This window comes from uncultured Psychroserpens sp. (assembly GCF_947492715.1).
GTDB lineage: Bacteria > Bacteroidota > Bacteroidia > Flavobacteriales > Flavobacteriaceae > Psychroserpens.
Genome location: NZ_CANLNS010000004.1, coordinates 268,619 through 290,020 on the forward strand (window position 1 = coordinate 268,619; position 21,402 = coordinate 290,020).

Sequence of the window (21,402 nt, forward strand, 5' to 3'; positions counted from 1 at the left end):
TCTTTAATTTATGTACCAATCTATTGTAGACAAGCTGAAAATTTCAGCTGAAGATTTGCTGGACATCGATGAAGCCAAAATTATCAAGTTTGAAAAAATTGTTAAGTCCCAAACGATGCTCGATGATGCTCATTTTAAAACTGACGAAAACCACAGTATTATTGCGACACTCAGAGATTCCGAAAAGCGAAAATTTATTTATATCATTGAGAAACATCCAAGGCTGAAGTCGTTTTTATCAAATGGCAAACTTTTAGAGTCTCAAACACTAACAATAGACCAAGATATTGTAGCGTCGGTAAATATAGATAATGCCGCTTTTAGAACATTTATAAATCCTTATCTCAATGCAATTTTAATTCCGAAACTAAAAAATGCCATTAACGCTAATCAATTTTTTTATGTTTTAGATAAAATTAAAAATGATTGGCTCTTTTCAGAAGGTATTAAATTTCAATGTCAAAATATACTCCGACATAAGATAGCAACAACAATTCATCTCTTAAAAACAAAGCAACACGTAAAACCCATAAAGTATACTCAATCCAGTGGATTTGGTGCTTTAATTGCATATAGCGTCTCTAATAATGGGCTCGATATTACCAAGGAATACCTTGAAGTTCTGGTTAAGCAATTAAAGCACGTGCATTCAAGAACTAAAATAGCAAGTCATTACCACAAGAGTTTGGTTGCTATTCATAATGCTAAACCTGATAATGAGGCCATTAATCACTTTGTAGAATCCCACATAAATAATCATATTTCCCGTGTTATTCTTGACAAAAAAACGCCAAATGAATGGGGCACACAGGTATTGCTAACTATTGCCGTTTTATTGGTAGCTGTAATTGGTGCAACGGTCTTTAATCATTTTAATGAAAAAGAACGCGTTGAGCCATACTCTCTAAAAGATGTTAATAATTTTTATACTTCGTTTAATACGCTATATGGGCCGCATATTACAAGAGACGCTAACGGCGTATTAAAAAATATTGAGGGTCAGCTCATATTGAAAGCCTACAAATACCCATATGACATCAATAGTGAACTTACGCATTCTATATTTTTCCCTTTTTATAAACCATTTCCTGAAGTGAACTCTCCGTCCCAACACAAACTCACTATAGAAAACTTAGATAGAGACAAATCATTAATTGTGTTTAGAAAAAACAATTATAATCACTGCACACTTTTAAGGCCTCGAAGTAAAATAACAACATTCGTTGCACCTAGAGATTCTCTTATTTTTTACAGAGGAAAATTTCTAAATGTAAGCGATTATGGTGGGCTCTCAGCCTTTAACGGAATTTACAAACACTCTAGTAAAGCAGATCGCTTGCGATTTTTCAACATATATGTTGTGGATTCACAGCATGAAAGTGACCATGCTCTTATACAAATGAAGGATTTTGGTAAACTCATATTTCAGGATATAAAGACCACAGAACATACAACAAGTTATGTTGGTAAAAATATAATCGACATCAATATTTTAGACACCTATTTAGACTAAAATAAATATCTTTACCCTTTAATTAAATACAATGGATACCTTTCTAAATTTTATTTCAAATATATCGTGGTGGATGTGGATTCTAATTATAATTATATTCATAGCCATTCGTGATGTATTCCAAAAAAAGCATACAATACAACATAACTTTCCTGTTATTGGACACATCCGATACTGGTTTGAAAGTATTGGTCCAGAAATTCGTCAATACTTTGTGGCTAATAATAGAGAAGAATTACCTTTTAATCGTATAGAACGTGGCTGGGTTTATGCATCTTCTAAGAATGAAAATAATTATGAAGGTTTTGGAACCGATAGAGATATCTATGCACATCAACATATTTTCGTAAATAATGCCATGTTTCCTTTTAAAATTGGAGCAGAGCATCCAAACACCATCGATAAATCGTTTTTGCCGTGTGCAAAAGTTATGGGAGCATTCAACAAGCGTAAACGACCCTATCGACCTGCATCTGTGATTAATGTTTCTGCCATGAGTTTTGGTTCACTATCTGCTAAGGCTGTGGAGTCTTTGAACAAAGGAGTGAAAATAGCTCATGCCTATCACAATACAGGCGAAGGTGGATTATCCCCTTACCATAGTAATGGTGGCGATGTCGTATTTCATTTTGGAACAGGTTATTTTGGTGTTCGTGCAGATGATGGAGGATTCTCAATGGAAAAAATGAAAAAACTGGTTGAGGACAATCCTTTCGTACGCGCCATAGAGGTAAAATTATCACAAGGCGCTAAACCAGGCAAAGGAGGTGTATTACCAGGATCTAAAATCACAAGAGAGATAGCCGAAATTAGAGGCGTTGAGGAAGGTAAAACAGTATTATCTCCACCAAATCACAAAGCATTTTCTACAGTTCCCGAATTGGTTGATTTTATTGAAGCTATTGCAGAAGAAACAGGTTTACCAGTTGGAATAAAAGCAGCTATAGGGAAATTAGACCAATGGAAAGAACTAGCAGATATTATGCTAAAAACGGGCAAAGGACCTGATTTTATAACAGTTGATGGTGGCGAAGGAGGCACAGGTGCGGCCCCTCCAAGTTTCGCCGATCACGTTTCACTACCTTGGGTCTATGGGTTTGGAGATTTATATAAATTATTTCAAAGAAAAGGACTTTCAGAACGTATTGTCTTTATTGGAAGTGGTAAGTTAGGTTTTCCTGCAAAGGCCGCTATGGCATTTGCTATGGGAGCCGATTGCATAAACGTTGCACGTGAAGCTATGATGAGCATTGGTTGTATTCAGGCGCAAATTTGTCATACAAATAAATGTCCAAGTGGTATAGCGACACAAAGCAAATGGTTACAAAATGGAATCGACCCTACATTGAAATCGGTGCGGTTAGCCCAATATTTTAAGACATTCAGAAAAGAGCTTATAGAGATTACTCATGCCGCTGGATATGAACATCCTTGCGAATTTACAATGGACGATGTTGAAGTCAATGTAGATGATCATAACTTATCAAAAGAATTGTCCAGTACATACATGTATAATAAAACTAAAGTACCTTATACATCCATGCAAGATTTGAAAGATTGTATGTATTTAGGCGGAAAATGTTAAAACAATAATTTAAAAACAATTAAGTTTACAATTAAAACGAAATTAAATCAATTATGGAACAACAACTAGTCAATCTATTAATGTTCATTATCCCGTCTTTAATCACAGGAGCAGTTGCCTATTTATTTTTTAGAGAACATGTGGAAAATGAAAGTAGACGACGAGACTATTTAATTCAAAAAGATTTACAAAAAGATGCATTACCTATGCGTCTTCAAGCCTACGAACGTCTGTCATTGTTCTTAGAGAGGACCAAACCTGCAAAACTTCTTGTTAGAGTCAACCCAACATCCTCATCAAAAGAAGATTATGAATCTTTACTTATAGCAAATATTGAACAGGAATTTGATCATAATTTAGCGCAACAAGTCTATGTCACTGATCAGTGTTGGAGCATTACTTCCACTGCCAAAAACGCAACAATTCAAATGATAAGAAAAGTGGCCTTGTCAGACAAAGTAAATTCGGCAGATAAGCTGCGTGAAGTGCTATTAACTGATATGATTGACAAAAGAGCTCCTAGCGACGCTGCCTTATCTTTTATCAAAGAAGAAGTATCTAATCTCTGGTAAAGATCAAATCCTTAAGACTTATCTTGACTATGCTTTTCTTTAGCATAGTCATAGCCTTGAGCCCACCATTTCACCATGAGACGTTTACTAAAAATTAAAGAGTTTTCAGTTAAACTCGTCGGCGTATAATACAGATTGAGCTTTACATTTTTATTTTTTGCAGCAAGCTTCCCTATAACAACATCATTTTTTTCAACCTGATCCAAAAGATGTCCAAATAAATTAAGCATTAAGGAAAATGGATTTTTCCCTAACACTTTCGTTCGCTCCATAGTTTCAGATTCTAAAACAATAGCATCAACCTCTGTTGCCCCTCGTAAAATAGCCTCCCTTATAGGAACTACACAGCCCAAGCCACCATCTGCATACTCATAACCATTAACTTTAGCCAATGACATAAACGGTATGTAGTTACAGGAAATCCAAATCCAATTACAAAACTCTTCATAAGTATACTCCTTTATAGATTTATACTCCACTCTATTCATTGATAAATTAGAAACCGTAACCACGACATCCTCCTTGGTGCTTATAATTTTATCAAACTCTGCCCTTGTAAAGTTTTGCTTTATATTTCGCTTTAAAGCCTTACTCTCTCCAAACGTACGTTTCATTCGTATAAACTGCCATAGCGAGTTTATAAAGTCTATCGAAACAAATTCTCGATCTCCTTTTTTCCTTTGGACAAACGGACTAATACTAAAAATATCATGCTGCTGAACGTTAGTAAAAATATCATACAACTTCCCAATGTCATTCACCGCTAAATGTGGCACCAATAAACTTCCTGTAGATGTTCCCAAAAACATATCATAATCTCTACCCTCGCCTTCCATTAGATATTGAGCAACTCCTCCAGCAAACGCTCCTTTGCTTCCTCCTCCAGATATAACCAATGCTCTCAAATTAGTTTGTTTTTATTGTATTAATTAACGATTTATAACGCTCACTTGCCTCAAGCTCCGCAATCATGTTTTTAGCATATTTTGAAAATCTCCAATTATGATGTTTACTAGCCTCTAAAAGACTTTCTATAGATTTTCTTTCAAAACCTCCAAGTAGTTTTAAATAATTAAAGGCGTTTAAACGCAACTCAAAATGTTGCCCAGGTAAACTATATGATATCAGTTCATTTAAGACCTCTTGTTTGTTTTCGGGTTGGTACTCAAGCGTATTTAAATGCAACGCCAACCAAAGCAATCTTACATTAAGATCATTAAACCCCTTAATCTCTTTGGTTTTCTGTAAGTATTTTACACGATCCTCAGGAAAACTAGCCCATAAATGATACATTGCATTTTCAACGGTAATATAAGACTTATCATCCAAAAGTGATTCGTAGGCTTCTTTAAAATCTAGAGGAATCTTATCGACGTGCCTAGCAATAGCCTGACGCACTTCTAAATCATTTTGAAAAGCACTAAGTTCTATTTTATCTGGAATTTGACTAATCACTTTTACTTTCGCTTTATCCGAAATATAAGATGTTAGATATGCTTTGCATTTTGATGTATAAGCCTCACAGTCAACCATAAAATATTCTTGCATAAATGGAGACTGATTTAGGCTTTTAACCATAGCATCTTCTGGAAGCGTTTCATCTTCAAGCCATACTTTAACAAATTCTGACAGATCTAAACCACTAGCTTTTTCTATTTCAGAAATAAAATCTGAAGTCTCAACATTAGCAAATTGATGCTTTTCCAAATAGGCTTTTACAGCAACCCTAAAGGCCTCATCACCAACTTGCTCTCGCAACACATGCAAAGCCCAAGCTCCTTTCTTATAAAACGTTGTACTGCTAGATTTCGGATCTAACAGTGATGTACTTTGTCCTGCTGTTTCTTGTGCAATTAACTCTTGAGCATTTTCAAATAACTGCCAATAATAATGCTTGTCCCCAAAAACATCTCGTTCTGCCAACAAAGCATAGTATGTTGCAAATCCTTCCTGCAACCAATGATGCTCTCCAGATTTTGCTGTAACATAATCACCAAACCATTGATGCGCTAATTCATGTGCATTAACAGTAATGTAATTTTTATCATTAAACGCTGTAGAATCTACTACAAAACTATCTGAAAAAATAGTAAGCCCTGTGTTTTCCATACCAGAATACAAGAAATCCTTTACAGGAACTTGTTTGTAATTTTGCCAAGGATAAGCTACACCTATTTCTTCCTCTAAAAAATCGAACATTTGCTTCGTATAGCGATAAGTAGGTTCAACTTTAAGCGAATCTTCAGGATAATAATAGTATTCTAGAGGTATACCACTTTTTGAAGTCTCTGTTTTTTTATCATATTTACCAATCACCAAAGCCACGAGATAACTTGACATTGGGTTTTTCATATCGTATTGCCATTTGGTTGAAACATCTCCAACCTCTTTTTTTACTAACATTCCATTAGCCAAAACTTCATAATCATTCTCAAATGTTATTGTGATATCAAATTCAACTTTATCGTTAACATCATCAATACTAGGCAACCAATTACTTGTATATTTTCCTTGACCTTGAGTCCAAATTTGGTCACCCAAGGCATATATCGCTTTTTTAGGTTTATGAGCAACCCAATTAATTTGCAACTCATAGACCGTATTGGCTTTAAATTTATTTTTGACAATTATATGTTCTCCGTCATATTCATGTAGTCGCGTTTTACCATCCAATGCAACGGCATGCTGTTGAAAATTCCTAGCATCAAGATAAATTGAATCTACATCCTTAAGTATCTCGAACCTATAATTTGCCTCACCGCCAAACTCATCTAAATCATGATTGACACTATACAAATTAACCTTGACAGTTTTAAAATCCACATACTCAGTTTGCTGGGCAAACATATTTCCGAAGGCAACCAAAAACAAACATTGAATTATTTTTCTCATGCGTATTATATAGCAAAAACGAGACCAGTTTAATCGGTCACTACAGGTTTAGTAATTGGCGTATTACTTTTAACAACAACAAAAGTAGAGGTTGCATAAAAAGCGTTTCCGTTTTGACCATCATTCGTCCAACCGCCTTCATAAGTATACTCAAAGCCAAAAGTATTTCCAGCCATATTAGTTGCAAAATCGTCAATTCTATAAGGCACCACCATACCTGGACACCAACCAGCACGATCTGGCTGCCAATTTCCTGGCTCTTGATTATTAACAGGGTTAGATGCGCAATCTAAAGGCCCCATATCATGCTGAAACGTATTCACGCCGTTAATCCTAACATCATGAGTTCTAAAACACCATTCGGCACAAGTTCTTCCTCCAATTGCCGGAGACGCTTGCCCCCAACCAGAAATAACAGTTCTTAAGTGGGTACTTTCAGCATTTGCTGGTATCGATATCGTTTTATCCAAATCCATACTATGTACAGTGCCATAAGGCACACCAGAGCTAGACCAATCATCATAAGCAATAACTCTAGAAATCGCATAATATGGATAATCTGGCGTCCCTTCGATGAAATCAAAATCGACAGTTACCTCATAACCTCTAGCGTTCCAGCACTCTGTTCTAATTCTTAATTCTGCTGATCCAGACAACAGCGATTTAAAATCGGTGACATCAAACTCAAACCCTCTATCTAACTGACTATTATCATTCCAATAAGGCGTGATGTAACGTCCCAACTCATACAACTCGCCAGATGCATCATCCTTTATTTTAACATTAGCATACACGTCCCATTCGTCGCAACCTCCAGTTGGACATGTTAATTTCACATACATTTTTATCGTCTCAATATTGGACACATCATCATGAAGACTAAAGGTTTGCGTAGCCGACTGATTAAATCCACCACCAAAAGCCAAACGCTCTTTGTCGAATGTGAGATAATTATGAACAATAGGAATCCCTGTACCAGACAACGCTACTTCAGCCGTTTCTGCACCTTCACTCTCCAAACTCAAAACTCCCATAGCGTCTCCTAACTCTGTAGGTGCAAAACGCACAAACACCGTCGTTTGGTTATTTACAGTTCCTGATGCTATTTGCTGAACATCGGAAAAACTCGTACCATCAAGCGATATCTCAAAGCCTTCAGAAACACTCAAATTAATTGCAGCACTAAGATTATTGCCATCAACAAAAAGAGCTGAAGCGGCAGATTGCTGAGCTATAGGTGTGTCCTGAAAATTGAAACTAGAAACATTAATATTAATTATTGGAGCAGTACTCAAACCAACACCTGTGAGACTTATTGTTCTTGTTGTCGCCGAATTACTCTGCAAAGACAACTCTCCCGAAACAGGGCCCAATGCACTAGCAGAAGGCGAAAATCGCACAAAAAGTGTTTGATTTCCTGCATTCGCTACATCCTTACTAATGGTCAACTGGTTTGAAAAACTAGAATCATCTAAAGAGATTTCAAAATTAGCCGTAGAAGAAATCGCCACATTAGCACTTAAATTATCTCCGCTTACTTCTATGCTCTGTGAGGCAGAATGCGCCAACACATTCACTTCTCCAAAAGCCCCAATAGAACCTGTAATCACAATATTTGACGATGTTGTTCCTCCATCAGAACCATCTTCACTACTACAATTAACAACAATTAAAACAATAATTAGCACTGCAAATAAGGCAAGGCTCTTTTTTAAATAAACGGCTTTCATATCTTTAAAATATTTTTTTCTACAATGTATAGATTATAATAACTCCAAAAAAGCAAAATTGATAATAATACATTAGAAAAAAGTGATAATTTTGACTAGATGAGCGTTAATTTACAAACTCCAATAGATTATCTTAAAGGTGTTGGCCCCAATCGTGCTGATTTACTTCGCAGCGAACTTGGAATTCATACGTATCAAGATTTAATCAACCTTTTCCCTAATCGCTATTTAGATCGCACTAAATATCATAAAATCAGCGAATTACAGCGCAATAGTGCTGATGTTCAAATTGTTGGAAAAATTACAGGGTTCAAAGAAGTTGCGCAAAAGCGAGGAAAACGCCTGATTGGCACATTTCAGGATGATACGGGAAAAATTGATCTTGTATGGTTTCGTGGGCAAAAATGGATTAGAGACAGTATAAAACTCAATACGCCCTATGTTATCTTCGGAAAGATTAATTGGTTCAATGGCGTCTATAACATGCCACATCCCGAATTAGAATTGCTAAGTGATCACAAAAAAAGTCTTCGCTCTTCAATGCAAGCCGTTTATCCATCAACAGAAAAATTAGCGAACAAAGGAATCACAAATCGTGTACTGACGAAAATCATGCAAAGTTTGTTTTTAGAAACTAAAGGACGCTTCTCTGAAACACTTTCAGACCACCTTATTTCTGAGCTTAAATTATTACCCAAAAGTGATGCTCTTTTTAATGTACATTTCCCTAAAAGTCAAAAGCTATTATCGCGGTCAGAATTCAGACTAAAATTTGAAGAACTATTCTATATTCAATTGCAGTTAATTTTAAAAAATCTTATTCATAAATCAAAAATAAAAGGCTTTCCATTTAAATCTGTTGGAGATTATTTTAACAGCTTTTACAAAAACAATTTACCCTTCGATTTAACCAATGCGCAAAAACGTGTTTTAAAAGAAATTAGACATGATTTAGGTAGCAATGCACAAATGAACAGATTATTGCAAGGAGATGTAGGTTCTGGAAAAACGATAGTCGCCTTCATGTCAATGTTAATGGCGCTTGACAACGGTTTTCAAGCCTGCTTAATGGCTCCGACTGAAATTTTGTCAGTCCAACACTATCAAGGATTACTTGACTTATCTAAAGAATTGAATATCAGCATTAAACTGTTAACTGGCTCAACTAATACTTCAGACAGGAGGAAAATTCACGAATCACTCGAAAATGGCGATTTACAGATTCTAATTGGCACGCACGCATTGCTCGAAGATAAGGTAAAATTTAAAAATTTAGGGCTCGCAATTATTGACGAACAGCATCGATTTGGAGTTGCACAGCGTTCGAAATTATGGAAAAAAAACACCTCTCCTCCACACATTTTAGTAATGACTGCAACACCAATTCCAAGGACTTTAGCGATGTCTGTTTATGGCGATTTAGACATCTCAATTATTGATGAATTACCGCCTGGAAGACAAGCCATAAAAACTGTTCATCGCTATGATAAAAATCGCCTTAAAGTTATGCGATTTATGCGTGATGAAATTGAAAAAGGACGACAAATTTATGTTGTATATCCATTGATCCAAGAAAGCTCTGCTTTAGATTATAAAGATCTAATGGACGGTTATGAAAGTATTGTTAGAGAGTTTCCGCAGCCCAACTATCAAATATCCATAGTTCACGGAAAAATGAAACCTGTCGACAAAGATTATGAAATGCAACGCTTTGTTAAGGGAGAAACCCAAATTATGGTCGCAACTACAGTTATAGAAGTTGGTGTTAACGTTCCTAATGCCTCAGTTATGATTATTGAAAGCGCCGAACGTTTTGGTTTAGCGCAGCTTCATCAGTTAAGAGGTCGTGTTGGTCGTGGTGCAGAAAAGAGCTATTGCATTTTAATGACAAGTCACAAATTAAGTGAGGACAGTAAAACACGGTTAGAAACCATGACGCGCACTAGTGACGGATTTGAAATCGCAGAGGTTGATCTTAAACTTCGCGGCCCAGGAGACATTATGGGAACACAACAAAGCGGTGTTTTAAATTTAAAAATAGCCAACATCATTAAAGACAAAGATATTTTACAAAGCGCTCGTTTTTATGCTAAACAGATCCTTAACCAAGACCCTTCTTTAGGCTTGCCAGAGCATACAACTATCCTTAAAACCTATCGCGAACTCAGTAAATACAAGAACATTTGGAATTATATTTCTTAACATGTAATTGTCAGGTCTAAACAAGTTATTAATTGTTAGACATGCTTTTATCCCTAACGATTTTGTATTCTGACCCTTCATTCCAGTTAGGCCAAGCAGTTGAATTTGCTAATTCTAATCCTGTTAAAAAATTAAGCTGAGCATCAAAAGTTATATTAGCACAGTTAAATCCGTCGTAAAATTCATCTGTGACCTTATGATAATGCGTTGTCACAAAAGTCATTATTTTCTCTTCCTCTTTTTTATCACCACTTAATGGGTCAAAATTTCCAACATTCCATACGGCTGGCACTCCTTTTTTTACAAATGGATAATGATCAGATCTCTGAAAAACGTTACCAGGCAGCTTCTCCCCTTTCGTTTGAACAATTTCCCTTCCAAGTTTAGATGCAGCCATATTAACTATGGTATCCATTTCTGTATGACTTTCGATAACATTAATAACCATACGCATTTTATCTACCGCAAAACTGGCATCGGCATTAATAACACATGCTGTTTTGTTTAAAGGGTACAATGGGTTATTAGCATAATGCTCTGCTCCAAATAATCCCATTTCCTCTGCTGAAGTAAACAAAAACAAAATAGTACGCTCTGGTTTCTTCTCTAATTTTGAAAACGCCCTTGCCACTTCAAGTTGCATTGCTGTACCAGAAGCATTATCAATGGCACCATTAAAAATCGAATCGTTTCCTATATGTCCAGCCCTAAAACCAACATGATCCCAATGTGCTGTATACAATACATATTCATCAGGTCGCTTTGCTCCTTTTATCATTCCTACAACATTCTTAGTGCGCATTACATCCTCATATGTTGCACTTAACGATAAAGAAACCTTAGCTTTCAAAGGATATGGAGAAAATGCTTTAGATAGGGCTTTTTCAATATAGTTAGAATAATAGTCCGAGTTTTTAAATAGATCATTAGCTAGTCGTTTAGAAATCAAACCAGAGAATTTCAAATTATCTGAAGCCAACTGTGGTTGACCCTCTATAAAATTTGGAGCATCAGAATCATCCTTTACTGCCTCCCAATCGATGGCGTCATCATGAATCATTACAAGACCAATTGCTCCGCGTTTTGCGGCCTCCTTTTTCTTATACTTTACACCTGCATAATACGTTGGATTTTCCCCTTTAAAAAGTTTTGGATCTTTTGAATGATATCCAGGATCACTAAACAAAACGACAACAACCTTACCTTTTACATCAATATCTTTATAATCATCCCAACCAAATTGAGGCGCTACAATACCAAAGCCTGCATACACCATCTCTACCCCTTTTACATCAATAGTTTCATCTAATTTGTAAGTCGTTTTGGCATAAAAGTCCTTTTGAAAACTATAATCGCTAGTTTCATTTTCGAAATTAATAGTCATATTACTGCAATTAGAAGATTTTACTTTTTGAATTTTGAATTCTTGAAAATAGCTACCCTTATTCGCTGGAAGCACCTTGAATTCTTCCAATTGAGACTTTATATAATGTATTGTTTTTTCTTCGCCAATTGTTCCTGGCTTCCTTCCTAAGAATGCATCTGAAGCTAGAACCTTAATATGTTTTTCAACATTTTCATCTGTAATTAAAGATTCTGGGGCTTCAATTTGAGCATTACATGACATTGCAGCTAATAACAATATAGTAAGTAACGTTACATGATTTTTCATACAGTTTAGTTTAAAAACCAAACATAAATCATTAAAAAGCAAAAGAATTGTAATTTTTAGACATCAGAAACTTTACCAGCGATCATTGATAATATTTAAATACTCGCCTTCAGAAAGGCTACGGTCTTTATTAAAAAACTGTTTCGGCGTTAATGATGTAAACTGTTTAAACTCTTTTATAAAGTGAGATTGATCAAAGAAACCATTGCGATAAGCCATTTGAGTTAAGTTCTCAGAAGCATAAGTCATTGTAGATGAAATACTGGCATTAAATCTTATGATTCTAAGGTATTGCTTTGGTGTTAATCCGAGGTATTTAAGAAACAAGCGTTCCATTTTCTTGTAGTTCAAACCAAAATGAGTTGTTAATTGATCAAATCTTAAATTCCCCTTTCTTTCATGGATAAAACTAACAATAGCCTCCATTAATTCAAAATTTGTATTGAACTCTAATACTTTAAGTTTTTTATACATATACTGCTCTATAAGTTTAATCTTATCAAATACAGTCTGAGCTTCGAGTATCTTGTGCTCCACATCTAATAAATCTGTATCGCTTAAGGTATCTATATTCGCAAACGTGTTTTGCAATACACGTATATCCTTTGTAAAAAGCGATATTCCACAAGGCTTTATCTTAAGTCCAAATACTTTTGAATTCACAGAGTTTAACTCATAATTTACGGCATGAGTTTTTTGTCCGAATATTGAAGCATGCTTTAATGGCAAACTTGTAGTCGATGTACTTAAACTTCTTCCTAAAGCATCATCGCTTTCAATAAAAATAAGACCAAAAGTACCATCTGGAATTACAAGATCTTGAATGGATGTTTCTAGAAGATTCATGTTCATTGTAAAATAACAATCAACAAACCTTGAAAATAATGGACTCGGTATATATTTTTTAAAGTACAATAGTCAAACTTTTAAAACAAACTTAAACGTATTAAGAACTGGTCTCGTTAAATTTCAGTTAAAAAAAGCTCAACTTCTTTAAAAAAGTTGAGCTTGAAAACATGAATTCATGTTTTTTATTGATTTGATTGATTGATGAAATCTTTATAATGCACCTAATTCTTTTAGATGCTTTTCAGAATTTGCTTTCACATTAGCTGAAGGATTCATAGACAATGCTTTTTTGAAATTCTTGATTGCTTTTTTCTTATCACCTATCGTTTTATAAGCCTCTCCTAAACTATCATACACATTCGGATTTTCCGGATCTATCTCTACGGCCTTTTTAAAGTATTTCATGGCTCTATCATTGTCTTTCAAGCTAAGCATTTGATATCCCATTCTATTTAACTGATTGGAATTAGCTATCGCTGCGGCTTCATCTAAAGCAGCTTCAAACTCTGCTGTTTTTCCTAATTTATTAAGCAATTGCGCTTTAATAGCAACATTATTAAATGTTTTCTGGCTAAAAAACTGTCCAGAAATGGCTTTGTTAATCCATCCTAAAGCCTCGTTATAATCTCCACCATTATTAAGTGCGAAATTAGCCGCCTGCTCCCAGTTTTGTCTTTGGAATCCTGCTTGACCTTTAGATTTTTGTCGGAAATCGTCTAATACAATATTAGTGACATCAAAAGACACGTTAAAAGGGAATGCTTTTTCTCCCCATGCCAAAGACGCTGTGGCAGAATTTGCCTTTACATCATTGAACGCAAACGTTAATAGCTCATGATGAGGCACAGAAGTGGTAGTAATATCTGCGCGTAAAGCGTCGTTATTTTTATCATAGAAATAGCTTCCCCAAGCATCAGTATCATTAGATAAAATCAAAGTCGCTGTATTATCGGGTTTAACCTCTAGATGCAGGCCATAAGTTCCTGCTTTAATCGACTTTCCTTCAACCTCCGCATCATGTGAAAAGGTAATAGTAGTGTTCTCATTGGCTCCTGCTCTCCAAGGCGCCGCCGTTGCAGTTCCAAATCCAAGATTATTCATACCATAAGGTACGAGCTTACCCCAAAGTTCACGGCCTTTAACACTAGGTCTTGAATACGTAATAGAAACGTCAGACACACCTACGCGCTGTGCAACTGTAGCTTGTTGACTGCCCCTTGGTGTGTTTAATTGAGCAAATGTATCTGCGCTTATAAAAAGCATTAAACACATAAATAATTTAGTAATTGTTTTGTTTTTCATGATTTGATTAGTTATAAATTCGAATTGAAGTTAAAAACAAAAGAAGTCTAGCTGTGTTACAATCTTGTTAAAGTGATAAGCGTTAATGTTAATTAACATATTTTTATAATACGAGACACAATTAATTGTAATCTCAAATCAACAGTGAGCAGTCATCCAAAATTCTAAGAGACATTTACCTATTTCTTTCGTTAAATTTTTTATAAAAACTAAGAATAACTAAATGCTTGAAATATATTTATCTCATGACTTTGTATTCAACACTTTTTCTTTTAGGAGCTTTTAACGGTCTTATGCTGGCCACTATTTTGTTTCTAAATAGTTCAAAAAAACTAGATAAGAACACATGTCTTGGAGCGCTACTTATTATCATCTCTGGATTTCTTTTTAATCAGTACCTCATTGAACAATTTAGTATTAAGGCATTGCCTCACCTTATTGGCTCGTTAATACCGCTTCTCTTTTTAATTGGTCCATTATTTTACTTTTTTATTAAATATGAAGTTCATAAAAACAACAAATGGAACACCGCAAACTACTTGCATTTTTTACCAGCAATTGGCAGTCTATTACTAATTTTACCGTTTTATTTGAAATCAGGTGTTGAGAAGTATGCAATCTACATAGAAGGCCATCATTACTTCCCATATAAAGGTCTTTACTATTGGTGTTTTGGGGTGCTCTTACTTTTTTACAGCTATAAATCTACACTATTAGTATATGACAAATTGGGTCATGTTGATAAAAGAACACACAAAAACAATAGTCACAAATGGATAAAACATTATGTATGGCTCTTTTCATCTATTTCAGTATGTTATTTTATAACACTTATTATATTATCCTTCTCTTGGTATCATCACTCTAATGTCTTTTTAAGTACATTTCTGGTATTTTCAACACTTATTCATTTTGTTGGTTTTTGGTCTATTAAAGAATCTAAATTTACAAGCGTAAATTCCAATTCAAACAACAAACCCATACTTAACAATGAAAAAATCAATCATATTAAGAATGAAATCATTTATTTATTAGAACAAGAAGAAGCTTTTAAATATGACCATTTAGATTCTAAATTTTTCTGTAAAAAACTCGAATTAAATTCGAAGTATCTTTCACATATTATAAATAGTGAATTTAACTGCAGTTTGACATTTTTAGTAAATTCTTATCGCATCAAAGCAGCAAAAAGCATGATGAAAAATGAAAATTTTGATCACCTCAACTTTTTAGGTATTGCTATGGAAGTTGGTTTCAACACCAAAAACACGTTTACTCGTGTTTTTAAAAGACATACCGGAATGACGCCTACCGAATACAAAAACAGCATGCTATTAACGGCATAACGCTAGTGTTATACAAACGTTAAAAACATGTCTTTTTATCACCAATTCAAAAATTGTGGCTTTTAATCTTTCATTTTAGATGTCATTTATTCTAAATATTTGAAACTCACAAAATGAAAACTAAACATCTTTTAATTCTATTCTCACTTTTAGTAGCATCAAAAACATTTAGTCAGGAACTCATACATACTATTGATTTCGGCAACACGCCATATAAGGCTAAAATATCTCATGACGCTCTGCAAGTATTTGTGGCTGGAAAAGATTCTACAGCTACAGTTTGGACCATTGAAGGGAAAAGAATTTTGAAATTAACAGGTCATGAAAGTTCGGTGTCATCGGTTCATTATTATGACAGTACAAAAACAATCCTTACAGGTGCTTATGATAATAAAGCCATTTTATGGGATATGAATGGAGATATCTTATCCAGGTTTAACGGTCATACAAATGGCGTTATAAATATTACTCAAAATGGTCCTTTCATTGGCACAGCAAGCAGAGATAAAACTGCCAAAGTATGGCATAGAGATGGTTCTCTTAAATTCACTCTTGATGATCATAAAGAACAAGTGAATTCGATTGAATTTATTCCTCAAGAAAAGAGAATTTTAACCTCTAGTTGGGACGGCTCCTTAAAACTATGGGACTATAATGGAAAACTCATAAAGACAATAATAGGTCATAGAGAAGGGATAAGAACGGCTGCAATTTCAATTAAAAAGAATAGAATTCTTGCAGGTCATAGGGACGGGAAAATATCAATATTTGATTTAAACGGTAACAAGATTCGTATCTTAAACGCTCATAGCGATATGGTAAGTGCCATAATATTTATTGAAAATGACAATATCTTTATTAGTTGCGGTGCAGATAAATTAATTAAAGTTTGGAAACATTCTGGAGAATTAATCTCTTCTTTTCAAGGTCATCAATCTTGGGTGAGCAGTATATCATATGCAAAAGGCATTTTAGTTACCGCAGGCGACCACCCTGAAAATAACGTAAAAATATGGAAGCTAAAACTTTAAAAACTATGAAGCCAAATACTATAAAAATCATCTTTCAAGCAGCCATAATATTATGGTTTCACTTTGCCATTTCTCAGCAACCACAATTCACGTGTAAAAACAAAAATTACGATTTCTTAAAATCAACAACAGGCACGTGGTTTGTCACCACCAAAGACCGTACCTCGCCTGGAAACTATGAAGACAATCATGGTACAGCGATTATTACAAATTCTATCGAAGGTTGTGGAATTAAAGAATCCTACAGAGGTACATATAGAAACAATCCCTATGCACGTGAAGTTGTCATTACCGGTCAAGACTCTACACGTGTTCAAATGATAGCATTAGATTCAGAGCATGGTTCTTTTTCCAACTTGGAAGGCACCATACGAAACGACACAATGACAACGTACTGGTACAGAAACAAAGACATTAGAAAAGTACAATCTAAATATATACTTACTCTAAATAGCTCTAATAATTTTGAATTCTCTTCATATCTCTCAACAGATTATGGTAAACAATGGGCATTAACTCATCAGAGGGTTTATCACAAAATAGTACATTCAGAAATAACCTTTGACACAAAAGACAGCATCACAGTTTATGGTGACATGTACACAACAAACAAAGCATGGTCTACAATAATTTTAACACATCAAGGAGGTTCTAATGCTAAAGGAGAGTATCAAACCATAATTCCTAAATTACTTAATGAAGGATTTAATGTTTTAGCCATAGATCAAAGAGTTGGAGGTGCATCATATTATGGCGGTCATAACAGAACTGTCGACAACTTAAAAAAGAATGATTTTGACTATTGTGAGGCTTACCCAGATATAGAAGGCGCATTAGACTACTTAATAAAAAACCAATATATCGGACATAAAATTTTATGGGGAAGTAGTTACAGTGCTGCTCTAGGCATGCAACTTGCCAGTAACCGCTCTAATGACATTTCGGCGATATTGGCATTTTCTCCATCAACAGGTAATGCAGTAAAAAACTGCCACCCCAATCCGTATTTGAAAAACATATCAATACCGCTCTTATTACTAAGACCTCAAAGAGAAATGGAAAGGCAAAGTTCAATTGACCAGCTTAAATTAGCAAAAGGACATAACCATCAAACTTATATTGCTATAAACGGTGTTCATGGTTCATCTATGTTGGTCAGTGATCGCGTAAAAGAAGATGTTAGTGAAACTTGGAAAATTGTATTAACTTTCCTGAAGCCTTATTACAAACCATAAATTAAATAGTTACACAATTGTAAAACAGCGTTATGAATACAAAACTAATCGCTTTAATTATAATACTGAGTACATTTTTATTTACAACGGAAAAGACTCTTAAAGACACTCCTTGTCCTAGAAATCAACCTGTAATTGCTTATCATAAAACAGATAATATTATTTACCTTTTTGGAGGCTACTGCTCTACACATAAAAAAAGACTCAATGATCTCTGGGCTTATGATGGTAAGAATTGGAATCAAATAGAAACACCAACCTCTCCAGAACCTCGAAGTGGCCATACGATGGTTTACAATAGTGAAAATCAAAGTTTGATTCTCTTTGGAGGAAAAAATGACAACCAAGAATTACTTAACGATACTTGGGAATGGAAAAATAAAAAATGGACACAGTTAAAAATCAAAGGCCCTCCGAAAAGACAGTCGCATAGCATGACCTATCATTCTACGGATCATGGTATTTACATTTTTGGCGGATCTAATATTGAAAAAGCGTCTTTAAATGACACATGGGTTTTGAAACACAATATGTGGACACAATTAAATTTCATAACAGATCCCCCTCCTCGACTTCAACATAAAACCGCATATGACGCATCGCAAAACAAAATAGTTTTATTTGGAGGATTTAACCGCACTGAAAATGAAAAACATGTTTATGGAGACACTTGGGAGTTAGATAAAACGGGTTGGACATTAAAATCTAATACCAAGGAACTAGCTAGAGATCATCACGCCTTGGTCTATAATCACACCATTGAAAAAGTTATTTTATTTGGAGGTTATAACAATGGTTATTATGGAGATACACAAATTTGGAATGGCAGGAATTGGACTTTAGACTCTACAAACGAAACACTAGCAAGAGCAGGAAAACCGGGGTTAATATATCATGATGCCCTGAAAAAAATCATCCTGTTTGGTGGATGGAATTCTACCAACAAACCTTTGACAGATTTTTGGGTTTACAATATTGAAAATAAGAATTGGGAAACATATTAAACAGTATCTTTACTAAAAAAGTAAAGCATGCTACATCTTAAATTGGAAACAGATCCACGTTGGACAACAATAGCCGAGAACAACATAGAAGAAATCTTAACAGATCATGCTTGGTGCGAACAAAAAGCCTGTACAAACGCTATTACGATTATTACACATAATCCCCAATATGAAGACCTCGTGACCGATTTATTAGAATTGGCTAAAGAGGAATTAGAGCACTTTCAAATGGTTCATGACATCATTAAAAAGCGTGGTTATACCCTAGGCCGAGAACGAAAAGATCATTACGTTAATCAACTTTATAAGTTTATGAATAAAGGCGGAAATCGTCTTCAAAGCATGGTAGATAGACTGTTATTTTCAGCGATGATTGAAGCCAGAAGTTGCGAACGTTTTAAATTGCTATCTCAACGAATAAAAGATAAAGAACTTGCAAAATTCTATTACGATCTCATGGTAAGTGAAGCTGGACATTACACTACTTTTATTACCTACGCTAGAAAATATGGTCAGGATATTGACGTTAATAAACGATGGAAGGAACTTGTAGCTTTTGAAGGTGAGCTTATTAAGAGTTACGGTACTTCAGAAACCATACACGGATAATTTATGACAAAACATCAGTTATTTATTGTACTCATCATAGGCTTAACCATCAATATTAGCTTTAGTCAAAACAAACAAAAAAAAACTTACACTAAGGAAGAAATGGCTCAGTTTGAGACAGACTATAAGATTAAAAAGAAAAAGGACAAAGTTACCAGAAAAGGTTTAGAAGGCAAGTTACTCCCAGAACTTAATCTAAAAGACATTAATGGTAACACCTATACTTTAGACAGTATGAAAGGAAAAGTGGTGGTCATGAATTTTTGGTTTATCAATTGTAAACCCTGTGTTGCCGAAATTCCTGATTTAAACACATTGAAAGCCCAATTTAAAGATAAAGATGTTTTATTTTTTGCTATCGCTTTAGACAACAAAAAGTCGCTAGATAAGTTTTTAAAAAATACTACTTTTGATTTTAATATTATCCCCAGCGGAGGCTCCTTAGCGAGACAATTTAGAATCCCGCATTACCCTTATAATGTTATTCTTAGTAAAGAAGGTCGACTGGAGTATGTAAGCGATGTGCTAAGTTTCAATATCATAAATCGCTTAAAACGAAAAATTAATGGATTATTAAAAAATTAAAACAAAATACACCTCTATTACTCCTCTAACAACTCATCTATAAATTCGGAAAACTCTGTTTTGAATTCGATAAATTTATAGCCTGTCGCCGGTCCATTAAACCCTGTATGTATCTTACGTACTTTCCCTTTTTTGTCAATGAATATCGACGTAGGATATGATAACACATGATTGAGCATTGGCAATTTTTCTTGTGCTTTAGACTTACTTGAAGTTCCGTATTGCGCCAATAGAATTGGGTAGCTAATCCCAATATCATCTTTTAAACGTTTTATACTCTCAAAGGCCTTTTCTTTGGTTTTAGCGTATTCAAATGCTAAAGCAACAAATTCAATATCCTTTTCAGCATTATTATCATAAAATTCAGTGTAGTATTTACTTTCGTCTAAGCAATTAGGACACCAGGTTCCCATAATTTGAACAACCACTACTTTATTCTTAAAACGATCATCTGATAGCGATATTTGTTCGCCTTCAGCATCAGGAAATGTAAATTCTAAGGCGTCATAACCTTCATTTAAATAAGTCAGATCATTAGCATCAGGTAATTCATAAAGATCATTTCGTTTTGCAACAAAGGGCTCTTTCCAATGATTTCCAGAATAAAACATACCGTTCATGGTACTATCGTTAACTTCTGCAGTAAACAAAAAAGCGTGTGCTCCATCAAATGTAGATAACTTCATCGTTGTACCATCCATAACGCCTTCTAAATATCTATAGTCGCCAGTAGTTGTTCTGAAAGTTCCTGTGACTTTAGTACCTTCTTGTTTAAAAATACCTTTTGCAATATAGGCATCGTCCTCAGCATCTGGGCTAAATACGGTTTCCCAATTTCCAGAGACATTTACTATTGTCTTTTCTGTATTTAAATCGAAACGATTTTTTAAACCATATTTAGCAGAAAATGGCACCACACGATCTAAACTTTCTTTAATATAAAACCCCTCCAAGCTGCTATCTTTTGCTACAGCTTGTATATAACCTTCAAAAACGGGAGTTTTAAAAACAATAGTATCGTTAGAATAATTAACATCTGTGACCAGGATAACTTCGTCACCATTAAAAATTTTAAGAGCGTCTCGAGACGTCACTTCAAAATTAAATGGTAATACTTCTGTATCTGTTAGTTTTAATTCTGCTCTCCAAACACCTTCTTTAAGAGCTTCTGATCGATCCATGTTACAAGCTAAACAAAGTAATAGAACAGGTACAATAAGTAATTTTCTCATGCCGATTTTCGATTTAAAATAATGTAGTCTTAACAAAGATATA

General features: G+C 34.6%; 17 protein-coding genes. 10 read left to right on the forward strand and 7 right to left on the reverse strand.

From position 1 onward, the window contains the following. The first annotated feature begins 10 nt into the window (after nucleotides 1–10). From Q0787_RS12230 to Q0787_RS12240, 3 genes are read left to right on the forward strand one after another with little or no spacing between them, the layout of a single operon-like run. A complete protein-coding gene (locus Q0787_RS12230; RefSeq protein ID WP_298903009.1) occupies nucleotides 11–1,513 on the forward strand; it encodes a hypothetical protein in 1,503 nt (500 codons plus the stop codon). Nucleotides 1,514–1,544: 31 nt separating this feature from the next. Continuing rightward, nucleotides 1,545–3,098, forward strand: coding sequence for an FMN-binding glutamate synthase family protein (locus Q0787_RS12235; protein ID WP_298903010.1), 1,554 nt, complete (start codon nucleotides 1,545–1,547; stop codon nucleotides 3,096–3,098). Between the two features lie 53 nt (nucleotides 3,099–3,151). Further along, nucleotides 3,152–3,670: a hypothetical protein gene (locus tag Q0787_RS12240; RefSeq protein WP_298903011.1), complete on the forward strand. Its 519-nt coding sequence runs from the start codon at nucleotides 3,152–3,154 to the stop codon at nucleotides 3,668–3,670. An 11-nt stretch (nucleotides 3,671–3,681) separates the two neighbouring features. On the opposite strand, the gene Q0787_RS12245 is transcribed toward Q0787_RS12240, so the two are convergent. Genes Q0787_RS12245 through Q0787_RS12255 form a run of 3 tightly spaced genes read right to left on the reverse strand, consistent with a single transcriptional unit; the run spans nucleotide 3,682 to nucleotide 8,292 of the window. Next, nucleotides 3,682–4,575, reverse strand: coding sequence for a patatin-like phospholipase family protein (locus Q0787_RS12245; RefSeq protein ID WP_298903012.1), 894 nt, complete (start codon nucleotides 4,573–4,575; stop codon nucleotides 3,682–3,684). A 1-nt stretch (nucleotide 4,576) separates the two neighbouring features. Beyond that, nucleotides 4,577–6,562, reverse strand: coding sequence for a M1 family metallopeptidase (locus Q0787_RS12250; RefSeq protein WP_298903013.1), 1,986 nt, complete (start codon nucleotides 6,560–6,562; stop codon nucleotides 4,577–4,579). Nucleotides 6,563–6,591: 29 nt separating this feature from the next. After that, nucleotides 6,592–8,292, reverse strand: a complete 1,701-nt coding sequence (locus Q0787_RS12255) for a peptide-N-glycosidase F-related protein (RefSeq protein ID WP_298903014.1) — start codon at nucleotides 8,290–8,292, stop codon at nucleotides 6,592–6,594. A 99-nt stretch (nucleotides 8,293–8,391) separates the two neighbouring features. On the opposite strand from Q0787_RS12255, the gene recG reads away from it, so the two are divergent. Continuing rightward, nucleotides 8,392–10,494 (forward strand): ATP-dependent DNA helicase RecG, encoded by a 2,103-nt coding sequence (recG, locus tag Q0787_RS12260; RefSeq protein ID WP_298903016.1) that lies wholly within the window; start codon nucleotides 8,392–8,394, stop codon nucleotides 10,492–10,494. A 28-nt stretch (nucleotides 10,495–10,522) separates the two neighbouring features. On the opposite strand, the gene Q0787_RS12265 is transcribed toward recG, so the two are convergent. The 3 genes from Q0787_RS12265 to Q0787_RS12275 all read right to left on the reverse strand — a co-directional run bounded on the left by Q0787_RS12265 (nucleotide 10,523) and on the right by Q0787_RS12275 (nucleotide 14,317). After that, entirely contained in the window at nucleotides 10,523–12,166 is a 1,644-nt protein-coding gene (locus Q0787_RS12265) for a M20/M25/M40 family metallo-hydrolase (RefSeq protein WP_298903017.1), read from the reverse strand. Nucleotides 12,167–12,238: 72 nt separating this feature from the next. Further along, on the reverse strand, nucleotides 12,239–13,081 hold the full coding sequence (locus Q0787_RS12270; RefSeq protein WP_366915893.1) for a helix-turn-helix domain-containing protein: 843 nt from the start codon (nucleotides 13,079–13,081) through the stop codon (nucleotides 12,239–12,241). Between the two features lie 144 nt (nucleotides 13,082–13,225). Next, nucleotides 13,226–14,317, reverse strand: a complete 1,092-nt coding sequence (locus Q0787_RS12275; RefSeq protein ID WP_298903019.1) for a DUF2911 domain-containing protein — start codon at nucleotides 14,315–14,317, stop codon at nucleotides 13,226–13,228. Nucleotides 14,318–14,562: 245 nt separating this feature from the next. On the opposite strand from Q0787_RS12275, the gene Q0787_RS12280 reads away from it, so the two are divergent. The 6 genes from Q0787_RS12280 (at nucleotide 14,563) to Q0787_RS12305 (ending at nucleotide 20,127) form a co-directional block, all read left to right on the forward strand. Beyond that, nucleotides 14,563–15,663, forward strand: a complete 1,101-nt coding sequence (locus Q0787_RS12280) for an AraC family transcriptional regulator (RefSeq protein WP_298903021.1) — start codon at nucleotides 14,563–14,565, stop codon at nucleotides 15,661–15,663. A 113-nt stretch (nucleotides 15,664–15,776) separates the two neighbouring features. Continuing rightward, the gene (locus Q0787_RS12285) at nucleotides 15,777–16,694 is read left to right on the forward strand and encodes a WD40 repeat domain-containing protein (RefSeq protein ID WP_298903022.1); all 918 of its coding nucleotides are present in this window, start codon (nucleotides 15,777–15,779) and stop codon (nucleotides 16,692–16,694) included. Between the two features lie 5 nt (nucleotides 16,695–16,699). Beyond that, nucleotides 16,700–17,929, forward strand: a complete 1,230-nt coding sequence (locus Q0787_RS12290; protein ID WP_298903023.1) for a hypothetical protein — start codon at nucleotides 16,700–16,702, stop codon at nucleotides 17,927–17,929. Nucleotides 17,930–17,961: 32 nt separating this feature from the next. Further along, nucleotides 17,962–18,933 (forward strand): kelch repeat-containing protein, encoded by a 972-nt coding sequence (locus Q0787_RS12295; RefSeq protein ID WP_298903024.1) that lies wholly within the window; start codon nucleotides 17,962–17,964, stop codon nucleotides 18,931–18,933. A gap of 27 nt (nucleotides 18,934–18,960) precedes the next feature. Next, nucleotides 18,961–19,542, forward strand: coding sequence for a tRNA-(ms[2]io[6]A)-hydroxylase (locus Q0787_RS12300; RefSeq protein WP_298903026.1), 582 nt, complete (start codon nucleotides 18,961–18,963; stop codon nucleotides 19,540–19,542). A gap of 3 nt (nucleotides 19,543–19,545) precedes the next feature. Continuing rightward, entirely contained in the window at nucleotides 19,546–20,127 is a 582-nt protein-coding gene (locus Q0787_RS12305; protein ID WP_298903027.1) for a peroxiredoxin, read from the forward strand. Between the two features lie 17 nt (nucleotides 20,128–20,144). Here Q0787_RS12305 and Q0787_RS12310 read toward each other — a convergent pair whose 3' ends face one another. Beyond that, nucleotides 20,145–21,359: a peroxiredoxin gene (locus tag Q0787_RS12310; protein WP_298903029.1), complete on the reverse strand. Its 1,215-nt coding sequence runs from the start codon at nucleotides 21,357–21,359 to the stop codon at nucleotides 20,145–20,147. Between the last annotated feature and the right edge of the window lie 43 nt (nucleotides 21,360–21,402).

Excerpts from the sequence above, each read along its gene's own strand:
- Q0787_RS12230 (WP_298903009.1), top strand. The coding sequence starts at position 11 with ATGTACCAATCTATTGTAGACAAGCTGAAAATTTCAGCTGAAGATTTG.
- Q0787_RS12235 (WP_298903010.1), top strand. The coding sequence starts at position 1,545 with ATGGATACCTTTCTAAATTTTATTTCAAATATATCGTGGTGGATGTGG.
- Q0787_RS12240 (WP_298903011.1), top strand. The coding sequence starts at position 3,152 with ATGGAACAACAACTAGTCAATCTATTAATGTTCATTATCCCGTCTTTA.
- Q0787_RS12250 (WP_298903013.1), bottom strand. The coding sequence starts at position 6,562 with ATGAGAAAAATAATTCAATGTTTGTTTTTGGTTGCCTTCGGAAATATG.
- Q0787_RS12255 (WP_298903014.1), bottom strand. The coding sequence starts at position 8,292 with ATGAAAGCCGTTTATTTAAAAAAGAGCCTTGCCTTATTTGCAGTGCTA.
- recG (WP_298903016.1), top strand. The coding sequence starts at position 8,392 with ATGAGCGTTAATTTACAAACTCCAATAGATTATCTTAAAGGTGTTGGC.
- Q0787_RS12265 (WP_298903017.1), bottom strand. The coding sequence starts at position 12,166 with ATGAAAAATCATGTAACGTTACTTACTATATTGTTATTAGCTGCAATG.
- Q0787_RS12275 (WP_298903019.1), bottom strand. The coding sequence starts at position 14,317 with ATGAAAAACAAAACAATTACTAAATTATTTATGTGTTTAATGCTTTTT.
- Q0787_RS12280 (WP_298903021.1), top strand. The coding sequence starts at position 14,563 with ATGACTTTGTATTCAACACTTTTTCTTTTAGGAGCTTTTAACGGTCTT.
- Q0787_RS12285 (WP_298903022.1), top strand. The coding sequence starts at position 15,777 with ATGAAAACTAAACATCTTTTAATTCTATTCTCACTTTTAGTAGCATCA.
- Q0787_RS12290 (WP_298903023.1), top strand. The coding sequence starts at position 16,700 with ATGAAGCCAAATACTATAAAAATCATCTTTCAAGCAGCCATAATATTA.
- Q0787_RS12295 (WP_298903024.1), top strand. The coding sequence starts at position 17,962 with ATGAATACAAAACTAATCGCTTTAATTATAATACTGAGTACATTTTTA.
- Q0787_RS12300 (WP_298903026.1), top strand. The coding sequence starts at position 18,961 with ATGCTACATCTTAAATTGGAAACAGATCCACGTTGGACAACAATAGCC.
- Q0787_RS12305 (WP_298903027.1), top strand. The coding sequence starts at position 19,546 with ATGACAAAACATCAGTTATTTATTGTACTCATCATAGGCTTAACCATC.
- Q0787_RS12310 (WP_298903029.1), bottom strand. The coding sequence starts at position 21,359 with ATGAGAAAATTACTTATTGTACCTGTTCTATTACTTTGTTTAGCTTGT.